The organism is Nostoc spongiaeforme FACHB-130 (assembly GCF_014698475.1).
Lineage (GTDB): Bacteria > Cyanobacteriota > Cyanobacteriia > Cyanobacteriales > Nostocaceae > Nostoc_B > Nostoc_B spongiaeforme.
Genome location: NZ_JACJTB010000056.1, coordinates 1 through 22,168 on the forward strand (window position 1 = coordinate 1; position 22,168 = coordinate 22,168).

General features: G+C 38.6%; 6 protein-coding genes. 5 read left to right on the top strand and 1 reads right to left on the bottom strand.

All coding sequences use genetic code 11. The annotated features are described in order from the left end of the window. Window positions 1–407 precede the first annotated feature (407 nt). A complete protein-coding gene (locus H6G74_RS27125; RefSeq protein WP_190970598.1) occupies window positions 408–6,251 on the top strand; it encodes a trifunctional serine/threonine-protein kinase/ATP-binding protein/sensor histidine kinase in 5,844 nt (1,947 codons plus the stop codon). 106 nt (window positions 6,252–6,357) lie between these two features. Here the strand turns inward: H6G74_RS27125 and H6G74_RS27130 are convergent, their stop codons facing one another. Continuing rightward, window positions 6,358–12,291, bottom strand: coding sequence for an AAA family ATPase (locus H6G74_RS27130; RefSeq protein WP_190970599.1), 5,934 nt, complete (start codon window positions 12,289–12,291; stop codon window positions 6,358–6,360). Between the two features lie 410 nt (window positions 12,292–12,701). Here H6G74_RS27130 and H6G74_RS27135 point away from each other — a divergent pair, with 410 nt between their 5' ends. The 4 genes from H6G74_RS27135 (at window position 12,702) to H6G74_RS27150 (ending at window position 22,098) form a co-directional block, all read left to right on the top strand. Continuing rightward, window positions 12,702–18,488, top strand: coding sequence for a trifunctional serine/threonine-protein kinase/ATP-binding protein/sensor histidine kinase (locus tag H6G74_RS27135; RefSeq protein ID WP_190970600.1), 5,787 nt, complete (start codon window positions 12,702–12,704; stop codon window positions 18,486–18,488). Between the two features lie 6 nt (window positions 18,489–18,494). Then, complete coding sequence (locus H6G74_RS27140; RefSeq protein WP_190970601.1) at window positions 18,495–20,636, top strand: PAS domain S-box protein; 2,142 nt, start codon at window positions 18,495–18,497, stop codon at window positions 20,634–20,636. A gap of 148 nt (window positions 20,637–20,784) precedes the next feature. Continuing rightward, window positions 20,785–20,943, top strand: a complete 159-nt coding sequence (locus tag H6G74_RS27145) for a DUF2256 domain-containing protein (protein ID WP_083468775.1) — start codon at window positions 20,785–20,787, stop codon at window positions 20,941–20,943. A gap of 198 nt (window positions 20,944–21,141) precedes the next feature. After that, window positions 21,142–22,098: an isoaspartyl peptidase/L-asparaginase gene (locus tag H6G74_RS27150; protein ID WP_190970602.1), complete on the top strand. Its 957-nt coding sequence runs from the start codon at window positions 21,142–21,144 to the stop codon at window positions 22,096–22,098. The last annotated feature ends 70 nt before the right edge of the window (window positions 22,099–22,168 follow it).

Genomic DNA, 22,168 nt, shown 5'->3' on the forward strand with positions numbered 1-22,168 from the left:
TCAACAGGGTCGAACCGTCTACCATATTCATTGGGAGACCTCAAGCTTTGGTGTCGTTACCTTTATCTTGTGGTTTCCCCTTCTTTTTTGCTACCCCATCTCACATAAGGCGTACTATATTAAAAAATTTAAATTTGCCTGAAACTCTTATCAATAGCTAATGATAGCCTTTATACCAATTCTATGAGAGTCTGCATATAAACCCCTCAGACTGAAGTCTGGGGCTATACAAACAAAGCCTGCCTTCGCAGGCTAATTATATGCTTCTTCGTATCGATTTGGTATTACCAGTTATCTTTAAAATTGCATCGACCTACTGAAAAATTTTGCTGTTCACAATACTTAAACTACGGGAATAATAAATTTGCTAATTCCGCAACAACAATTCTGTACTGAGGTATGTGGAAATGAATACACCTGTGGATATGACAGCAAAAATTCCTGGGTACCACCTGATAGAACAACTTTACGCTGGTTCTAGAACGGTAGTTTACCGAGGTATTCGAGCCGCAGATGACCAACCCGTAGTGATTAAATTACTCAATCGTGAGTATCCCACTTTTAGCGAACTTTTGCAATTTCAGAATCAGTACACCATTACAAAAGAGCTTGATTTTTCTGGTATTGTTCGTCCTTTAAGTTTAGACACATATCGCAACGGCTATGCCTTGGTAATGGAAGATTTTGGTGGCTTTTCATTGCGAGAATATCTTAAAACTCAAAAATTAACATTACAGGAATTTTTAATTATTGCTCTGCAAATGTGTGATGTTCTTCACTACCTATATCAAAATCGGGTGATTCACAAAGATATTAAACCCGCCAATATTTTAATTAATCCTAAAACTCCCGAAATTAAACTTATAGATTTTAGTATTGCTTCGCTGTTACCTAAAGAAACTCAAACACTGATTAGCCCCAATATTTTAGAAGGAACTCTGGCTTATTTATCTCCAGAACAAACTGGTAGAATGAATCGCGGGATTGATTATCGCAGTGATTTTTATGCTTTAGGAGTGACATTTTTTGAACTGTTAACAGGAGAATTGCCTTTTAACAGTGAAGACCCAATGGAGTTGGTGCATTGTCATATTGCGAAAATGCCGACTAGTCTAGAAGGCAGAAGGGAAGATATCCCAAAAGTTTTATGCGATATTGTGATGAAATTGATGGCAAAGAATGCCGAAGACCGCTATCAGAGTGCTTTAGGGTTAAAGCATGATTTAGAAATCTGCTTGTCGCATTTGCAAGCAACTGGTAATATTGCCAACTTTGAAATTGCTGAGTGGGATATTTGCGATCGCTTCATCATCCCTGAGAAATTATACGGACGAGAAACCGAAGTCGAACAAATTCTAGCAGCATTTGAACGAGTGGCTACAGTTCAAGACTCATCTAATTTCCGCAGTGAATTAGTCTTGGTTGCTGGTTTTTCGGGTATTGGTAAAACTGCCGTTGTCAACGAAGTTCATAAACCAATTGTCAGACAACGCAGTTATTTTATTAAAGGTAAATTTGACCAATTCAATCGCAATATTCCTTTTTCGGCTTTTGTGCAAGCCCTCAGCGATTTAATCAGGCAGTTATTAACTGAAACTGACCAACAGCTACAAATATGGCAAGCTAAAATTCTCCAAGCTTTAGGTGAAAATGGTCAGGTAATTATTGATGTGATTCCCGAATTAGCCAAAATTATTGGTCAACAACCACCTGTACAAGAATTATCTGGGACTGCGGCTCAATATCGCTTTAATTTATTATTACAGAAATTTATTCAAATATTTGCTAATAAAAAACATCCTTTAGTGATATTTTTAGATGATTTACAATGGGCTGATTCAGCTTCTTTACAGCTAATTAAATTATTAATGAGTGAAGTTGATAGGGGTTATCTGCTATTAATTGGTGCGTATCGAGATAATGAAGTATTTCCGGGGCATCCTTTGATGTTGACATTAGAGGAAATTAATAAGAGTAATTCCAGAATTAATACAATTAATTTAAAACCTCTAAGCGAAGTAGATTTAAATCAGTTAGTCGCTGATACTTTAGGATGCCCATCTGAATCATCTTTACCACTAGCGCATCTGATATATCAAAAAACTCAAGGTAATCCATTTTTTAGCACGCAATTTCTTACATCTTTACACCAAGATGGGCTGATTTATTTTAATTTCAATCAAGGTTTATGGGAATGTGATATTACTCAAGTTAGCCAGCGATCGCTCACTGATGATGTAGTCGAATTTATGGCAATGCAGTTACAAAAATTGCCAGCATCTACTCAAGAAATATTACAACTAGCCGCTTGTATCGGCAATCAATTTGATTTAAAAACTTTGGCAATTGTTTGTCAAAAATCAGACAGAGATGCGGCGGCAGTTTTGTGGACAGCTTTACAAGCAGGATTAATCTTACCCCAAAGTGAAATTTACAAATTTTACGTAGGGCAAGATAATCAACATTCAACTGAACAAACTTCTCAATTCGTTACTTATAAATTTCTCCATGACCGCGTTCAGCAAGCGGCATATTCATTAATACCTGATGAACAAAAGCAAGCCACTCATTTACAAATTGGTAGACTCTTACTCCAAGATAGTTCGGATGAGCAGCAGGAAGAAAGTATTTTTGCAATTGTTGGTCAACTGAATTTAGGGCAGAGCTTAATTACTGACGTAAGCGAAAAATTTTTACTAGCAGAATGTAACCTCAAAGCTAGTCAAAAAGCTCTCCTTGCCACTGCTTATACTAGTGCTTGGGATTATGCCAGGAATGGATTAGAATTATTAGATAAATCGGCATGGAATGAACAGTATTTATTAACTCTCAACCTGCATAATTTAGCGGCGGAAGTGGCTTATTTATCAGGCAATATTGAGGCAATGGAGGTTTATTCCCAAACAATTCAACACCATGCACAAACCTTAATTGATACGGCGAAGATTACCGAAGTCAGACTAGAAGCTTACACCAACCAAGGTCAATTTGTATTTGCCATTGAGATGGCATTAGATTTACTTAATCAGTTAGGCATTCATTTGCCTAAACAACCTGTACCAGAAGAAATTCCCGCCGCATTTCAAGCGATCGCCCGGCAACTAAATGGGCGATCGGCATCGGAGTTACTTGATCTTCCGCCAATGACTGATGCGAAAATCTTAGCTACTATGCGGATTTTAGTTAAGGTTGGAGTTGCTGCTTACGCTTGCAATCCAGTATTGTTTCCGCTTGTAGCTTTGAAAAAAGTAGAATTATCACTCCAGTATGGTAATGCTAATACTTCTGTGATTGGTTATGTTTATTATGGGTTGTTGCTATGTGCTGTACTCGAAGATTTTTCCACAGGTTACGAGTTTGGACAACTAGCACTCAATCTCTGCGAACAATTAAATGAAAAAGAGTTTTATGGGCGCACCCTCGTTCTCGTCCATTTTTACATTACATTCTGTACCCATCATGCTAAAGAAACCCTAGCGCCTTTACAGCAAGCTTACAAACGTAGTTTAGAAGTGGGAGACTTAGTATTTGCTGGTTTTGGCGGGTTTACTTATTGTTCACACTCATATTTGACTGGGCAGCCGTTAAATGAATTGATCCAAAACATCAATATATACAGTCAAGGTATCCAGCAAATTGGTCAGCAGACAGCTTTGAATTTTACAAAATCATGTCAACAAACAGTTCTAAATTTGCTGGGACAAACAACTAATCCTGTTGTTTTGACTGGGGAAGCAATGGAAGAAGCTAGTATGTTGGCAATGCTGCATCAACTTGGCGATCGCTCAGGATTGTGGTTTTTGTTAACAAACAAAGTTTATTTGTGTTTCCTGTTTGGGGAATATTCTCAAGCTTTAGATGTAGTACAACAAGCTAAACAATTCTTAGGAAGTGGGGCTGGTACATTTAATGTACCGCTTGTGTATTTTTATGAATCACTGGCACTGTTGGCAACATCAGGTGATGCTGAAATCATCGCAGCTAATCAGCAAATTCTCCAGAAAAGGGCGCTGGCTGCACCAATGAATTTTCAACACAAGTATGATTTAATTCAAGCCGAACAGCATCGAGTTTTAGATCAAAAACTGGAGGCGATAGAATTGTACGATCGCGCTATTGCTGGCGCGAAAGCAAATGGCTATATTCAAGAAGAAGCTTTAGCTAATGAATTAGCGGCAAAATTCTATCTTGATTGGGGTAAGGAAACAGTCGCTCAAGCATACATGCAGCAAGCATACTACTGCTATGCTCATTGGGGTGCAAAAGCTAAAACAGACGATTTAGAAAAAAAATATCCCCACCTACTGCAACACATTCTGCAACAACGAAAAATTAACCTTCATCCTCAAGAAACCATCAGTAACGCTACTATTGCTACCTATACTAGTCAAGCCTCGACTTCTCATAGCAGCACCTTTTCGGATAGTTTAGACTTGGGAGCTATTCTCAAAGCTTCACGGGTATTATTAAGTGCGATCAAACTTGAGGAATTGATTACAAATTTAATGCAAGTATTATTGCAAAATTCTGGAGCGCAGAAAATAGCATTGGTATTGGCAGAAAACGCCGATTTGGTTGTGGTATCTATGGCTACCATTGAAGATGTCGAAACTTCTGTTTTCTCACCCCATACCCTCAACAGTAGTTATGATGTTCCCATTAAAATAATTTATGCTGTTAAACACACTCTGCAACCAATCATTATTCACGACATCACTAAAGAAAATAACTGGGTAACAGATAGTTATATTCAGCAATATTTACCCAAGAGTATTGTTTGTACTCCGATTGTTAATCAGGGTAAATTAATTGGCATTTTATATTTAGAAAATAGTTTAACCGGCGAAGTCTTTACTAGCGATCGCATCGAAATTATCAATTTACTCTGCACTCAAGCCGCAATTTCTTTAGAAAATGCGCGTTTGTATCGAGACACTCAAAACTATGCTCAACAATTAGAACAATCTTTAGTACAACAGCAAGCCAGCCAAGCTCAATTTCGCAATCTCGCAGATAACATTCCTGGTGTGGTTTACAAGTTTCGGCTTGCTCCTGATGGTACAATTTCCATTCCATACATTAGTTCTGGTTGTTATGAACTTTATGGTGTAGATTCAGAAGATGTTATGGCAGGTAGACAAACCCTTCATACTCTACACCATCCCGAAGATGACCCAATTATTGCCCAAGCAATTGCTGAATCTGCCCAAAATTTAACGCCATTTGATCAAGAATGGCGGATTATTTTACCTTCTGGCACTGTAAAATGGATTCAATCGAATGCGCGTCCCGAACTACAAGCAGACAACACAATTATGTGGGATGGGGTAGTAATTGATGTCAGCGATCGCAAACTCGCAGAAATCGCACTCAAACAAAAATCTCAGGAATTAGAGCAAGCACTCTCTAATTTGCAACAAGCTCAAATACAAATGGTGCAAAGCGAAAAAATGTCAGCATTGGGTAATCTAGTTGCTGGAGTCGCCCATGAAATGAATAATCCTTTGGGTTTTATTGTGGCCAGTCTCAAACAAGTTAAACCTATTCTTACTGATATATTTACACACTTGAAGTTATATCAAAATAGCTTTCCTGATGCGAATGCAGAAATTTTCAACCATGCTGAAGAAATTGACTTGGAATATAGTTTAGAAGACTTACCTAAAATTATTGATGCAATGGTCATAGCCTGCGATCGCCTGAAAAATATTAGCACTAGCCTGCGGACATTTTCCCGCGCTGATCAAGATTACAAAGTAAAATTTAATTTACATGAGGGCATCGATAGCACAATTTTAATTCTTAAGCATCGTCTCAAAGCTAATACCCAGCGTCCAGCCATTGAAGTTATGACTAGTTATGGTGATTTACCGCCAGTCAATTGTTTTCCTGGGCAATTAAATCAGGTGTTTATGAATATCCTGGCTAATGCTATTGATGCTTTAGAAGAAGCAAGTGTTGGCAAAAAAATTGCCGAAATTCAAGCTAATCCTAACCAGATTAAAATTACCACAGCAATGCTAGATCAATATGTCAACATTTCCATTGCTGATAACGGTAAGGGTATGAGTGAAGAAATCAAACAAAAAATCTTTGACCATTTATTTACTACCAAATCAGTGGGAAAAGGTACAGGTTTAGGATTAGCGATCGCCCGTCAAATTATCGAAGAAAAACATGGCGGTAAAATCACTGTTAATTCTGTTGTTGGAGAAGGAACGGAATTTATAATTTCTCTACCCATAGCATGAGTTAATACCTTTCAGTTAAGCAAGTTTCCCTGTGTAGTCAAGGAAACAGGTAACAGTCAATTTATTTTGCCTTTTAATTTTTTACTTTTGCCTTGTTCTATCAAGCTCACGCTGGAATTTCAATCACAAATTCTGTACCTTGTCCTAAAACAGAGTGACAAGTTAACTTACCACCGTGAGTTTCTTCAACAATTTGCCGAGCAATGGCTAATCCTAATCCCGTACCTTTACCAACTCCTTTAGTAGTGAATAAATGGTCAAAGATTTTTTGTTTCACTTCTTCACTGATTCCTTTACCATTATCAGCAATTGAGATTTTGACTGATTTCTCTAAGAGCAATGTTGTAATTTTAATTTGGTTGGGATGAGCTTTGATTTCTGCAAAGCTTCTACCTGTACTTGCTTCTTCTAAAGCATCAACAGCATTAGCGAGAATATTCATAAACACCTGATTTAGCTGCCCAGGGAAACATTCTATTTGAGGCAAATCTCCGTATTCAGTGATCACTTCTATCGCTGGACGTTGTTCATTAGATTTGAGGCGATGTTTGAGAATTAAGATAGTGCTATCAATGCCATTATGAAGATTGAATTGGACTTTGTAATCTTTATCAGCACGAGAGAAAGTCCGCAGGCTAGTGCTAATATTTTTTAATCTGTCGCAAGCTATCATCATTGCATCTAGAGTTCTTGGTAAGTCTTCTAAAAGATAAATCAAGTCAATTTCGTCAGCATGGTCTTGAATTTTCTCACTAGGGTTTTCCAGAGTTTCTTGATAGAGCTTTAAGTGTTCTATGAGATCATCCAAATTTGGTTTAGTCTGTTTGAGAGTTGCTGAAATAAAGCCTAAAGGATTATTCATTTCATGAGCTACGCCCGCAACTAAATTACCCAAAGCCGACATTTTTTCATTTTGAATGATTTGCAATTGTGCTGTTTGTAAATCTTGGAGAGCTTGTTGTAAGTCTAGGGATTTTTGCTGTAAAGCCAGTTCAGCTTGTTTGCGCTCATTAATATCTCGCATAACAACTACTGCACCAACTTTGTTACCCCAAGCATCAAAGATTGCTTGTCCACTGGCTAACAAAATTCTCGGTGTACCATTTTTGGGAGCAATTACCATCTCGATATTTTCGATTTTTTCCCCTTGCAAGGCACGAAATAAAGGAATTTCATGAATTGATAATGGTGTTTGACCATCAGGCTGATAAAGGTCAAAATGTTCTGCCCATTCTTCAGGGGGTAATGATGCTATTGGTAAGCCATGAAATTCACAAGTTGCTTTGTTAAATAAAGTCAAGTTACCATTAGCATCACAAACAACAATTCCATCGGTAATGTTGTCAATGATGATATTTAAAAATTCTCTTTCTTGAGCCAGAGATACTTCAGTTTGTTGTAATTGTGCCAGGGAAATTTGTAAGGAATGGGATTTTTCTTGTTCTCGCTCATAAAGTCGGGCATTTTCTAGATAAATCGCTGCTTGCGTGCAGAGTAAATTCAACAGTTCGACGCGATCGCTAGTGAAGGCTCCTGTTGCTAAATTATTCTCTAGATATAAAATACCCAGCAATTTACCTTGATGCAAAATTGGACTACATAAGATACTCTTGGGCTGTTGTCGTAAAATATATGGGTCGTTGGCTAAGGTATAATCTGCGGCTGCATCCCTTAGCACAACAGTTTGGCTGCTGTGCTTGACTTTGTAAATTAACTTGTGGGGAATTTCTTGACTGTCTTCAACCGGAATCCTCTGCAAGACAACTGGCGGTTTTCCTTCTGTCATCAAGCCTTTAATGAACAGGCGCTCATCTCGCAATAACATTAACACGCATTTATCAGCTCCAGAATTTTTCACAACAATAGTCAGCAATGTTGACAGCAGTTTTCCTAGTTCCATTTCACCAGCTAGAGTTTGATAAGCTGTGAGAATTGCTTGTAAATCGAAGGTATCGGAGATATTGCTACTAGAAGTGGGGGAACTGGTAGATGTGAAAATTCCTGAAGCTAGGATAGTTTCGTTAGTTGTAATCGCTGCACGAGTTGATTTTAATATCGGCGCAAGTAATTGGGGATAGTGTTTTTCTAAGTGGGCAATTTTGGCTTTGGCACCCCAATGGGCATAAGCATAGTAGGCTTGAATCATGTATTCCTCGGCGATGCGCTGTTTATCCCATTGCAGATAAAACTTGGCTGCTAATTCTTGGGCGAGGGCTTCTTCGTTGATAAATTGATGTTCTTTAGCCAGATTTATCGCTTTGTCATAACATTCACTGGCGGCAAATTTTTCACCCAAAACTTGATGACGTTCCGCTTCGACTAAGTACCATTTATGCAAGTGGTTCATCGGCGCATAACCCGCCCATTGGTGCAGAACTGTTTGGTGGCTGGCTGCTACCGCCAACAGTTGGGCTTGTTCTGGTTCTGGCTGGGTGGGGACAAGTCCTAGATAAGTTAGCGCCGCATAAAAATGGAAAATCGGCACAAAAATTGATCCTGATACTGCCATTAAACACGGTTTGGCTTGGTCAATATAGTTACGTGCATTTGTATAATTAGCGAAATAGCAAGCAAGTAGCAGTTTGTAGATATAAGCTTGGGCGATCGCAATCAAGTCATTATCCTGCTGGTGCTTAGTCAGCATCAATGTTTCATTGTAGGTATGACCAATCAAGCAATCTGGTTGGCTGACTGGTTCTATCAAGTTTTCCGCCGCTTGTTTGCCCAAATTCAAATATACTTGAGCCGAATATTGTTTTACCTGAGCCAATGCCAGACTATAATCAGCCATCGCTGGAACAAAACGATGCAGTTCTTCACCAGTAAAAAATCTGCCATCACTGTGACCACCCAAAGCAAAACCAGCGTGTAAAAAATCTCCGGTTGCGATGCCAGTTTGGTAGGCTGTTAACAACAACGGAATTGTGGCATCTAATCGCTCTTGGTAATGTTGAATAAAGCAGCCAAACAAAGAAAGGACAACGGATTTATGCTTTTGGATCTGAAATTTTTCCAGTAAGTTGATAGCCAACTGACCAAAGGCATAGCCTGTGACCGCATCTTCTAAGAATGCACACAACACCATCCCGTGAATGCCATATCCAGTTGTGGATGCCACAGTATTACCTGATTGCAGAGATAAACTCACCATCATTGAACTTAACCAGGGTAATAAACCTGGCATTCCTTGGATGATGGGTGAAAACAGCATTCCCAAGACTTCGATTGCGGCTTCTGTGATGGGATCTGTCATTAATGGCAGATTGATCAAATCTGCAATGTTTCTGCCTGCAAGTTGAGTATTGAGGTTTTGTAGGATGTTACCAGTTAAGGCTGGATTAGGTGCTTGTGGCAGTTCAACCCCCAATTGTGCTAACGCTGTTCTGCCAACTGCGATCGCTTCCAACACATTACTTTGTAAAACTTGGGCGGCAATTTGAATTTCATAAATTTTCACTTTATCTAAAATTGTGTGCGCCGATAGCAATACTATGGTTGCTATTTGTTCCATACTGGCAAAGTCACTATTTAAATAACTCGCTTCCGCCGCCGCAATATGAAGATGCAACGCCAATTCATACTGCTGAATCCAACAATTTTCTTGTAAGAGTTCCAATCCAGTTTGGAAATATATTCTAGCTGCGGAATATGCTGTAGAATTTCTCGCTTTAGTTCCTGCTTTTAAGTTAAGTTGGGCTAATTTCTCCTGTGCTTTTGGTTCAGTAATTAACTGAATGCCTTTATTCAAATGTCCGACAATATCAAAGATTTTTTCTTCTTGTTCGGTATCAGATAAATTTTGTTGGAGTAATTGTCCGATTTGCAGATGAGTTGCTTGTTTTCTCTCCGAGGGAATCAGCGAATAGGCGGCTTGCTGTACTCTGTCATGTAAAAATTTATATTTGGCTAATTTTTGAGTAGTATTACCTGGTTCTAGGGTTAAGCGATCGCCTTCAATTCCCTGATAAAATTTATAAACTTCACTAATCGGTAAAATTAGTCCTTCTTGCAAAGCTTTCCACAAATCAGCAGCAGTTTCTATCTCTGACTGCTGAGAAATAATTGCTAAAGTTGCTAAATCAAAAGAGTTCCCAATACAAGCCGCTAATTGTAAGACATTTTGCGTAGATTGTGGCATTTTTTTTAATTGCCATGCCATAAACGCCACAACATCATCTGTAAGTGCCATTTGATTGACTTGGCTAATATCACATTGCCAACAACCCAAGGCAAAATCAAATTGAATGAGATTTTCTTGATGTAATGATTTCAGAAACTGGGTGGCAAAAAATGGATTACCCTGAGTTTTTTGATAGATTAGTACAGAAAGATTCCAAGCCAGATTTTCGGGACATTTTAGGGTATCTGCGACTAATTGATTTAACTCAAGTTGATTTAGTGGTGCTAAAGTAATAGTATTAATTGGAGTTTGAGCTTTTTGAATTTCATGCAAAGTCAACATTAATGGATCTGCTGGTTTGACTTCGTTATTTCGATACGCCCCAATTAGAAAAAGATAACCTATATCAGCCATTAAAAGTTGGATTAAGTTTAATGATGCTGAATCTGCCCATTGCAAATCATCTAAAAATATCACTAAGGGATGTTCTGCACTGGTAAATACTTGCGTAAACTTTTGAAATGCTAAATTAAATCTATTTTGTGCTGCTGTGCCGGATAATTCTACAGCAGGTGGCTGTTTACCAATAATGATTTCTAATTCGGGAATAACTTCCATAATTACCCCGCCGTTTTCACCCACAGCCGCTAAAATTTTATTTTTCCATTGTTGAATTTGTGTGTCACTTTCAGTTAAGATTTGACCTATCAAGTCTCGGAATGCTTGGACAAAAGCACCCAAGGGAATATTCCTTTGAAATTGGTCGTATTTACCTTTGATAAAATAACCACGTTGTCTGACAATTGGTTTATGAACTTCATTCACAACTGCTGTTTTACCAATTCCAGATAACCCAGCTACCAGCATCATTTCTGTTGTGCCTTGGCTGACTCGTTCAAATGCTTGTAATAGAGTATCTACTTCCGCCTTTCGACCATAAAGTTTATCAGGAATAATGAAGCGATCGCATATATCCCGTTGTCCAATTTCAAAATGTTCAATCGCACCCGTTTCTTGGAGTTGAGATAGGCATTTTTCTAAATCATATTTTATTCCCAAGGCACTTTGATATCTGTCTTCAGCATTTTTCGCCATCAATTTCATCACAATATCACATAAAACTTTTGGTATTTCTTCCCTTCTACCTCCTCCATTTTGCTCACTAAGCGAAGTCGTTCGCGTTAGCGTCTCCCCAGGAGAAGTGAGTCTCCTGCCTTCCAGACTTGGCGGCATTTTCGCAATATGATAATGTACCAATTCCATCGCATCATTTGACTGAAAAGGTAATTCTCCTGTGAGTAATTCATAAAAAGTCACACCTAAGGAATAGAAATCAGTCCGGTAATCAATTGGGCGATTCATTCTTCCGGTTTGTTCTGGAGAAATATAAGCAAGTGTCCCTTCTAAGACGTTAGGATTAACAATCGCTGGTGTTTCTCGTGGTAATAAAGATGCAATACTAAAATCAATTAATTTAACTTGTTTGGTTACAGGATTAATTAAGATATTGCTGGGTTTAATATCTTTATGAATAATCCGCTCGTGATATAAAATATCTAAGGTTATGCAAAGAGAAATGGCTATTTCTAAAAACTCCTCCAGAAATTCTTTCCTACTCTTAGCCTTCCATTCTGGAAGAGAAATTCCACCAAAATCTTCCATAATAAAGGCATAACTATTTTTGTATGCTTCAAGGCTATAAGTTTGAATAATGAGAGGAGAGTTGAGATTTTTCGCAATGCTGTACTGATTGCAAAAAGATAAAAGTTCACTAAAACTAGGATAAGAGTTTTTTAACAGTTTAATGACTACAGGTAAATTGTCAGTTTCTCGGACTGCTCGGTAAACTACAGTTCTAGAACCATCATAGATTTGTTCGCTGACTATATATCCGGGAATACTGACTGGAGTACTAATCATAACTGCGTTCAGGCTGGAGAATTTCTGACTTTAGTGTTCCCAAATTTACTTAGGGGACTTCAAAAAGCAAAAAAGTTGATCTGAACTGTGTTGAATAATACGCATATATTTCGGAACTCATTAGTATGCTCAGTCTTTCAAACTACAAATTCAGTGAAGAATTATACAATGGCTCCAGAAATATAGTTTATCGAGGATATCGAGAGACTGACTTATTAAGATGTGCCATCGCGCGTCAAATTGTCGCATAAACCCACGGCGAAACCTGAAGTTGTCACTCAACTCTAGACTCAGGGACAGAATTTATCATTCAAGTGCCGTTGTAAATTTTTGCTCATATTTATCATAAATTTAACGTGGCTGAGAAAAATTGGGAAAAATAAAGCTGTGAGTCATCAGGATTTGGCAGTATGGTTAAAACAATGGTCAGCATACCTGGATATCAGGTTACAGAAGAACTCTATAACGGTTCCAGAACCTTGGTGTATCGAGGATATCGAGAGGCTGACTCATTAAAAGTGGTTATCAAACTGCTGAAAAACCCTTACCCTAGTTTTGAGGAACTGGTACAATTTCGCAATCAATACACCGTCACCAAAAATCTCAATTCGCCATTAATTATCCAAACCCATAGCCTGGAACCTTACCAAAATGGCTATGTCTTGGTAATGGAAGACTATGGGGGTATTTCCCTGAAAGAATGGGGAATCAAGCGTTGGGAGTCGGGAATGGGGGAAACTTCCCAATCCTTACAGGAATTTTTAGAAATTGCGATCGCTTTATGCAATGCCTTGGAAATACTATACCGCGAGCGCATCATTCATAAAGATATTAAGCCCAGCAACATCTTAATTAATCCTGAAAGCATACAAATTAAATTAATCGACTTTAGTATTGCATCATTACTCCCACGAGAAACCCAAACTCTCGTTAATCCTAATGTTTTAGAAGGGACACTTGCTTACATTTCTCCAGAACAAACCGGAAGAATGAATCGGGGTATTAATTACCGCACTGATTTCTATTCCTTAGGTGTGACTTTTTACGAATTACTCACAGGAAAATTACCATTTCAATCAAATGATGCGATGGACTGGGTACATTGTCACATTGCCAAACAACCCCTACAAACCAATCAAATTAACCCGAAAATTCCGCCTGTACTGGCTGAGATGGTCAGTAAATTGATGGCGAAAAATGCTGAAGATAGATATCAAAGTGCCTTGGGATTGAAATTTGATTTAGAAAAATGCTTGCGTCAATTAAAAGAAACTGCCATTATCGAGAGTTTCCCCATTGCCCAAAGGGATGTGTGCGATCGCTTCCTCATCCCTGATAAAATCTATGGTAGAGAAGCTGAAGTAAATACTCTCTTAGAAGCATTTGCAAGAGTTAGCCAAGGTGCAACTGAAATCATGTTGGTTTCCGGCTTTTCGGGAATTGGGAAAACAGCCGTTGTCAATGAAGTTCATAAACCGATTGTTAAACAAAATAGTTATTTTATTAAAGGCAAATTTGACCAGTTTAATCGCAATATTCCTTTTAGTGCTTTTGTCCAAGCATTCCGGGATTTAATCGGGCAATTGGTGACGGAAAGTGATGCCCAAATTCAGCAATGGCAAAGTAAAATATTAGAGGCTATTGGCGAAAATGGACAGGTAATTATTGATGTCATTCCAGAATTGGAACGGATTATTGGTAAGCAACCAGCAATACCAGAATTATCAGGAACAACAGCCGAAAATAGGTTTTATTTAATCTGGCAAAAATTCACTAAAGTCTTTACCAGTGACGAACATCCATTAGTATTATTTTTAGATGATTTGCAATGGTCAGATTCGGCATCATTAAAATTGATGCAGCTATTAATGACCGATACAACACATCTGTTATTAATTGGGGCTTATCGGGATCATGAAGTCAGTCCCATACATCCATTGATGTTAACTTTAGGTGAAATTGAAAAAAAACAAACAACAATTCATCAGCTGCATTTATTACCACTCAGTCAAGGGCAAGTTAATCAATTAGTGGCTGATACACTTAGGTGTCCAGAAAATTTAGCATGGCCGCTTTCACAACTGATCTTGCAAAAAACCCACGGTAATCCCTTTTTTACTGCACAGTTTCTCAAAGCACTACATCTAGATAAACTGATTCAATTTAACTTTGACTTGGGATGTTGGGAATGCGACATCACAAAAGTCAGTCAACAAGCAGCAACAAATGATGTTGTCACCTTCATGACATTTCAGTTACAAAGATTGCCATTAGCAACGCAATATGTATTACAATTAGCCGCTTATATTGGAAATCAATTTGATTTGACAACTTTAGCCATTGTCGCAGAAACATCAGAAATTGAAGTAGCGGCGGATTTATGGAAAGCTTTACAGGAAGGTTTAATTTTACCGACTAATAATATTTATAAATTTTATCAAAGAGATGTTAATGATGAATTAATCATCAACGATGAAAATCATCAAATATCAGTTCAATATCGATTTTTACACGATCGCATCCAACAAGCGGCTTATTCCTTAATTCCTCTAGAACAAAAACAAAAAACCCATTATCGCATCGGCAAACTACTTTTACAAAAAATTTCTCCTGCCGCCAGAGAAGAGCGGATTTTTGAACTGGTAAATCAATTAAATCATGGTATTGATTTAATTACCCAAGCAACAGAACAAGAGGAACTCGTCAAACTCAACTTGATGGTTTGTCATAAAGCTAAAGCCGCCACTGCTTATCAAGCTGCGCGAGAATACGCCACAGTAGGATTATCATTATTAACTGCCCAAGCTTGGCAACAGCAATATGAAATCACTCTTGCTTTCCATGAATTAGCGGCAGAATTGGCTATGTTGTGCGGTGATTTTGCGGCGATGGAACAGTTCGTGAATCAAGTGATTCAGCAAGCTAAATCCTTACCAGAAAAGATACAGGTTTACCGGATTAAAATTCAGTCTCTTGTTTCCCAGAATAAATTTAGTGAAGCTATTGCGATCGCTCAAACAATTTTGCAACAACTGGGCGTAACCTTAAAAGATACGCCCACACCAGCCGATATTCAACAAGAAATCCAAGAAATTAAGCAACTAATTGGCAAGAGAAAAATTGCAGATTTAGTTCATCTCCCATTGATGACAGATGCCACAAAATTGGCAATTGTACAAATTGCTGGTAGCATCATGCCCGTAGCTTATCTTTCTGCTTCTCCTTTGTTTCCGTTACTGATTTCTTTATCTGTGAAAATATCCATTCAGTCTGGCAACACACCCGCTACAAGTTATATTTATTGCTCTTATAGTGTGCTGCTGTGTAATTTTTTGCAAGATATTGATACAGCCACAGAGTTTGGACAATTAGCACTCCAACTAATCACCAAATTAGATGGGAAAGCAGCTAAACCTCAAGTATGTCTCCTCCTAGGGTTGTACATTCGCCAACGCAAATCTCACATCCAAGAAAGTCTACCACTGTTGCAAGAAGGCTATAGCATGGCGCTAGAAGTCGGCGAATTAGAATTTGCTGGACACAACGCCCACAATTTTTGCTTTTACGCTTTTTGCTGCGGTCAGTCTTTAATGACTTTAGAACAAGAGACTCGCGCTTACTGCAAGGGGTTGATGCAGCTTAACCAATTAACCACCGCCAATTATTGCCGCATTTATTGGCAAGCAATTTTAAATTTACTGGGTTTCACAGAGAATCCGACAATTTTATCTGGAGAAGCCTTACAAGAAGATGAATTTATTTACCGCCTGCGGTCTGGGAATGATAGTTACGGATTATATATTTTCTCTTTATATAAGCTAATGCTTTGTTTCTGGTTTGCAGACATAGAATCAGCCGAAAATTATGCAATGGAAGTCAAACGCTATTTCATGGCTGGTTTAGGATTAGTCAGTGAACCAGTTTTTTATTTTTATGATTCTCTCCTGGCTTTGGCACAGCTAGATGAAACATCAGCCCCTTTAGAACGTGTAGCCGAAAATCAAACCAAACTTCAAAACTGGGCGCATTATGCACCAATGAATCATCAGCATAAAGTTGATTTAATCGCAGCAGAAAAATATCGGGTATTAGGCAACTTCTACGAAGCTGGAGATTTTTACGATCGCGCTATTTCAGGAGCTAAAGCTAACGGCTACATCCAAGAAGAAGCTTTAGCTAACGAACTCGCAGCTAAATTTTACCTCAACTGGGGTAAAGAGAAAGTTGCCGCAGGTTATATGCAAGAAGCATACTACTGTTACGCTCGCTGGGGTGCGAAAGCCAAAGTCACCGACTTAGAAAAACACTATCCCCAACTGTTGCATTTAATTTTGCAACAACAAAAATATGACTTCAGCTTCTTAGAGACTATTGCTTCCCATAACGTTACTTTATCGACTCGTACTTCTAGTAGTAATAGCACTAGTTATTCCAAAATTCTGGATCTGACTTCTGTAATCAAAGCGGCACAAGCAATTTCCAGCTCTTTAGAATTAAATGAACTAATTACTAATTTACTACAGATTATTCTGGAAAACTCTGGGGCAAAAAAAGCTATATTGTTACTTCCTCAAAATCATATTTGGCAAGTACAAGCCCTTACTGTGATTGAGAATGGAAAATTACACACTATTCTGGAACCACAATTACTCGAAATTTGCCCAGATATTCCCAGAAGAATTATCTATTATGTTAAGAATACCCAAGAAACACTGGTGATTGAAAATTGCCAAACAGATATTCCAGGGGTAATTGGTGAATATATGCTGCAACATCAACCCCAGAGTGTATTGTGTACACCGATATTGAATCAAAGGAATTTAGTCGGTTTGCTTTATTTAGAAAATAAATTAACTGCTGGGGTATTTACTCAAGAACGTGTACAAGTTATTAAACTCCTGGCTTCCCAAGCAGCAATATCTCTAGAAAATGCCCAACTGTTCCAAAAAGTACAGCAAGGACTCCAAGATTCTTTACTCAAACAATTTTCAATTGATCGGGCTTCTATTGGAATCTGGTGGGTTGAAGAAGATGCCAGTATTTTTTATGTAAATGATGCAGCTTGTCAAGAATTGGGCTATCAGCGAGAAGAGATTATTGGGAAAAACATTTTTGATTTTGATGCTGGTTTCCCGCAAGAATTATGGGCAGAACATTGGCAATCATTATCTCAGAAAGGTTTTTGTGTATTTGAATCTTATCATCGGCATAAAAATGGCCAGATTTTTCCTGTGGAAGTTACTGTTAACTATGTAGAATTTCATGGTAAAGCATATAACTTTGCCTTTAGTAGAAATATTAGCGAACGCAAACAAGCCGAAGCTGCTGTCAAGCAAAAGTCCGCAGAACTAGAAGCAGTATTGCAGAATTTACAACAAGCCCAATTACAAATGGTGCAAAGCGAAAAAATGTCAGCATTGGGTAATTTAGTTGCTGGTGTTGCCCATGAAATGAATAATCCTTTGGGCTTTATTGCTGCTAGTTTAAAACAAACTCAACCAACAATTGCGGAGATTTTTGAACATTTGCGACTTTATCAAGCAAGTTTACCCCATCCCAGTGAGGAAATCCAAGAACATGCTGAAGAAATTGATTTGGATTACAGTTTAGAAGATTTACCCAAGGTAATTGATGCGATGATTTTAGCTTGCGATCGCCTGAAAAATATCAGCACTAGTCTTCGCACTTTCTCCCGTGCTGACCAAGATTATAAAGTCAGTTTTAATATTCATGAAGGTATTGATAGCACAATCTTAATTCTGCGACATCGCCTCAAAGCTAACGAAAAATGCCCCGCCATAGAAGTTATTACAAATTATGGCAACATACCTGCAATTGAATGTTTCCCTGGGCAATTAAATCAGGTATTTATGAATATTTTGGCAAACGCTATTGACGCTTTAGAAGAAGTAAAAATTGGCAAGAACCAAGTAATTAAACATCAAATCACAATTCAAACATCTTTAATAAATCAATATGTCGAAATCAAAATTGCTGATAACGGCATTGGGATGGATGCAGAAGTCAAGCAAAAAATATTTGACAACTTATTTACTACTAAAGGTGTAGGTAAAGGAACAGGTTTAGGACTTGCGATCGCTCGTCAAATTATTGTCGAAAAACATGGCGGTTCCATTGAATGTAATTCCTCACCAGGACAAGGTACAGAATTTGTCATTTTACTTCCGATTAACTAATAAATTATGAATAATATACCCATACAACAAGAAATTATCTTGCTGCGGCAACAAAATGCTGATTTACAACAACAGTTAGCACAATTTACCAGTGAATCCAATACCAGAATTGCTCAATTAGAAAAGGAACTGCAAGATACTCAACAACTGTTACAAAACTACCAGCAAGCCGAAATAGAACTCAAAGCTGAACAAGCCGAATTACTCGCATTGTTTAACGCTATCCAAGATGTAATTATTGTTGTTGATGCCGAATGTAGATACTTAAAAATTGCTCCTAGTTGTGCGCCATTACTGTATAAACCTCCTACAGAAATTATTGGTAAAACTGCCTATGAAGTTTTACCTACCCACCTAGCTGATCTTTTTGTGGGATGTATTCAACAAGTACTTAAAACAAAGAAAAATACCAAAATCGAATACAGTTTGCCCATTGGTGATCAAGAAATTTGGTTTGAGGCAAATATTGCACCAATGACCAATAATACTGTTGTTTGGGTAGCGAGAGATATTAGCGATCGCAAAGCAACTGAAGCAGCATTACGTGAACAAGAAGCCCAGTATCGTAATATTTTTGAGGCTGTTAGTGATGGCATCAGTCTTATGGAATTAGAGACTGGTAAGCTTGTTGCTGCCAATCCAGCTTTATGCAAAATGCACGGCTATACGCCAGCAGAATTTATACAATTAAGCCCTTTTGATTATATTCATTCCGATTATTTTCATTTATTTGAGGAATTTATTCGTACCATCAATATGGGTTTAGAATTTCACGCTCAAGCGGTAGATATTCGCAAAGATGGTACTTGTTTTGATATCGAAGTTACAGGTAAACTCTTGAACTACAATGGCAAACCCCATACACTTTCGGTAGTGCGTGATATTAGCCAGCGTAAACAAGCTGAAAAAGAACAACGCAGATTAACCACCATCCTGGAAGCAACCACAGACATCATTGGTATAGCTGATGTCAACGGAAATAATCGCTATCTCAACCAAGCAGGGCAGAAAATGTTGGGTATTCCTGCTTCCGAAACTGATAAGTTTCATATTAGCGAGTTTGTAGAACCTTCGATGTTAGACAAATTTCAGAAAGAAAGCCTACCAACTCTACTTGAAAAGGGTATCTGGTCAGGAGAATCTAAGTTACTTAGTCGGAGTGGTGAAGAAGTTCCCGTTTCTCAGGTAATGATTGCCCATAAGAATGAACAGGGAGAAATAGAATTTTTATCAACTATCGCCCGTGATATCCGCGATCGCCTGCAAATCGAAGCCCAACTGCGACAACAAGCCGAAGATTTAGCCCAAACTCTCCAAGAACTACAACGCACCCAAGCACAAATGATTCAAGCGGAAAAAATGTCTAGCTTGGGACAATTAGTTGCGGGAGTTGCCCATGAAATCAACAACCCTGTAAATTTTATTCACGGTAATCTTACCCATTTAGAGGAACATACCGAAGATTTATTGCAGGTAATTAATTTATACCAAGCGATGAATCTGCCAGAATTTGAAACTTTGTCTGAGGAAATTGACTTAGATTACATTCAGCAAGACTTACCCAAAATCTTGCAATCCATGAAAATCGGCACTCAACGTATCCGTCAGATTGTCTTATCTCTACGTAACTTCTCACGGATGGATGAAGCCGAATTTAAAGATGTTGATATTCACGAAGGTATAGATAGTACTTTAATGATTTTGCAACATCGTCTCAAAGAAAAGCCACAATTTCCCGAAATTCAAGTTATTAGAGATTATGCTTCTTTACCTTTAGTAGAATGCTACGCTGGACAACTCAATCAAGTGTTGATGAATATTCTGACAAACGCCATTGATGCTTTAGAAATGGGAACAAGGAAAGATGAACCGCCAACAATTACAGTTCGGACTGCGGTAATTGATTCTGATTGGATAACAATTGCGATCGCTGACAATGGAATGGGTATGTCTGAACAAATTCAAAAACAAATTTTCAATCCCTTCTTTACCACCAAGCCCGTTGGTAAAGGAACTGGGATGGGAATGTCAATCAGTTATCAAATCATTACGGAAAAACACGCAGGTAAATTGGAGTGTTACTCCCAACCAGGACAAGGAACAGAGTTTGTCATCACCATTCCCATTTGCCAACCAATCATTGATTAATTGATTGTATAAACATCTCTCCCTTGTCCCCCACGTCTCTTTTATTCACACAGCAACATCACCTCCAGCCTCCCGGCTTTTTCGCAAACTGGTTATAATTATTTTTCGTCTCTCTCAGAAATCAACTTGATATTTTTACAGTATTTATATGGGGCGCTATCGTTCTAAATCTGACCTACCTACAAAAATCTGCCCTGTATGTCAACGTCCCTTCACTTGGCGAAAAAAGTGGCAAGATTGCTGGGATGAAGTGAAATATTGCTCAGAACGTTGTCGCCGTCGTCGTTCTGAAGCGAAAACAGAGTAAGAGGATGAAAAAATTACTTTCTCAGAGTAAATCTCTGTAAGCTTGCACTTAATAATTATTTGTGTCTGACTTGGCGCTCTTGGCGTTCTTGGCGGTTCGTAAAAAAATTAAGTGCATATTCATGGAGAATTGGTATCAGTCCCAATTCCTAGTAAAATCAACTGCAATTGAGACGCAAATAGCGCAATAAATTTATAAATGCAGGTAAAAGTGCAACCAAAATTAATTATTCATGGAGGGGCTGGTAGTTCTCTCCACGGCAAAGGAGGATTAGAGGCTGTACGTCGATCGCTCCATGCAGTCATTGAAGATGTTTATGCTTTGTTATTATCAGGCACAAACGCTGCCGCCGCAGTACTGCGGGGTTGCCAATTATTAGAAGATGACCCCCGATTTAATGCGGGTACTGGTTCGGTACTGCAATCTGATGGTCAAATTCGGATGAGTGCTGCCTTAATGGATGGAATCTCCGGGCGGTTTAGCGGTGTGATTAATGTCTCACGAGTCAAAAACCCCATTGAGTTAGCCTATTTTTTACAAAACTCTCCTGACCGTGTACTTTCAGATTACGGTTCGGCGGAATTAGCCCGCGAGTTACAAGTTCCCAGTTACAACGCCTTAACTGACTTACGCTTACAAGAATGGATTCAAGAACGGCAAGATAATTTTAAAAGAACAATGGCTGGGGTGGTAGCAGAGCCAGAGTTATTAGAAACCAGCAATGCCGGACGTGGCACAATTGGCGTAGTTGCTTTAGATGCTCATGGTGGACTAGCAGTCGGCACATCCACCGGGGGCAAAGGTTTTGAACGCATTGGTCGAGTCAGTGATTCAGCCATGCCGGCGGGGAATTATGCAACTGGTCATGCGGCTGTTAGCTGTACTGGCATTGGCGAAGATATTATCGATGAATGTTTAGCACCCAGAATTGTGGTGCGGGTAACTGATGGGATGACCCTCAAAGATGCCATGCAACGCTCTTTTGCTGAAGCCCACGAACATCAAAGAGATTTAGGTGCGATCGCTTTAGATGCTAGTGGTGCGATCGCCTGGGGTAAAACTAGCCAAGTTTTACTCGCCGCCTATCACAACGGTGAAAAAATTGGCGACACTTTAGAAATGGCTGATGGTACGCAAGTCGGCTGTATATCCTAGTGCTGAGTGCTGAGTCAGTTTGAGTTGTAGTTAGATAAATGGAGATAATACTGATAACTCACAACTTTTC

Coding starts and splice junctions, on each gene's coding strand:
- H6G74_RS27130 (WP_190970599.1), bottom strand. CDS start 12,291: ATGATTAGTACTCCAGTCAGTATTCCCGGATATATAGTCAGCGAACAA.
- H6G74_RS27150 (WP_190970602.1), top strand. CDS start 21,142: ATGCAGGTAAAAGTGCAACCAAAATTAATTATTCATGGAGGGGCTGGT.
- H6G74_RS27135 (WP_190970600.1), top strand. CDS start 12,702: ATGGTTAAAACAATGGTCAGCATACCTGGATATCAGGTTACAGAAGAA.
- H6G74_RS27145 (WP_083468775.1), top strand. CDS start 20,785: ATGGGGCGCTATCGTTCTAAATCTGACCTACCTACAAAAATCTGCCCT.
- H6G74_RS27140 (WP_190970601.1), top strand. CDS start 18,495: ATGAATAATATACCCATACAACAAGAAATTATCTTGCTGCGGCAACAA.
- H6G74_RS27125 (WP_190970598.1), top strand. CDS start 408: ATGAATACACCTGTGGATATGACAGCAAAAATTCCTGGGTACCACCTG.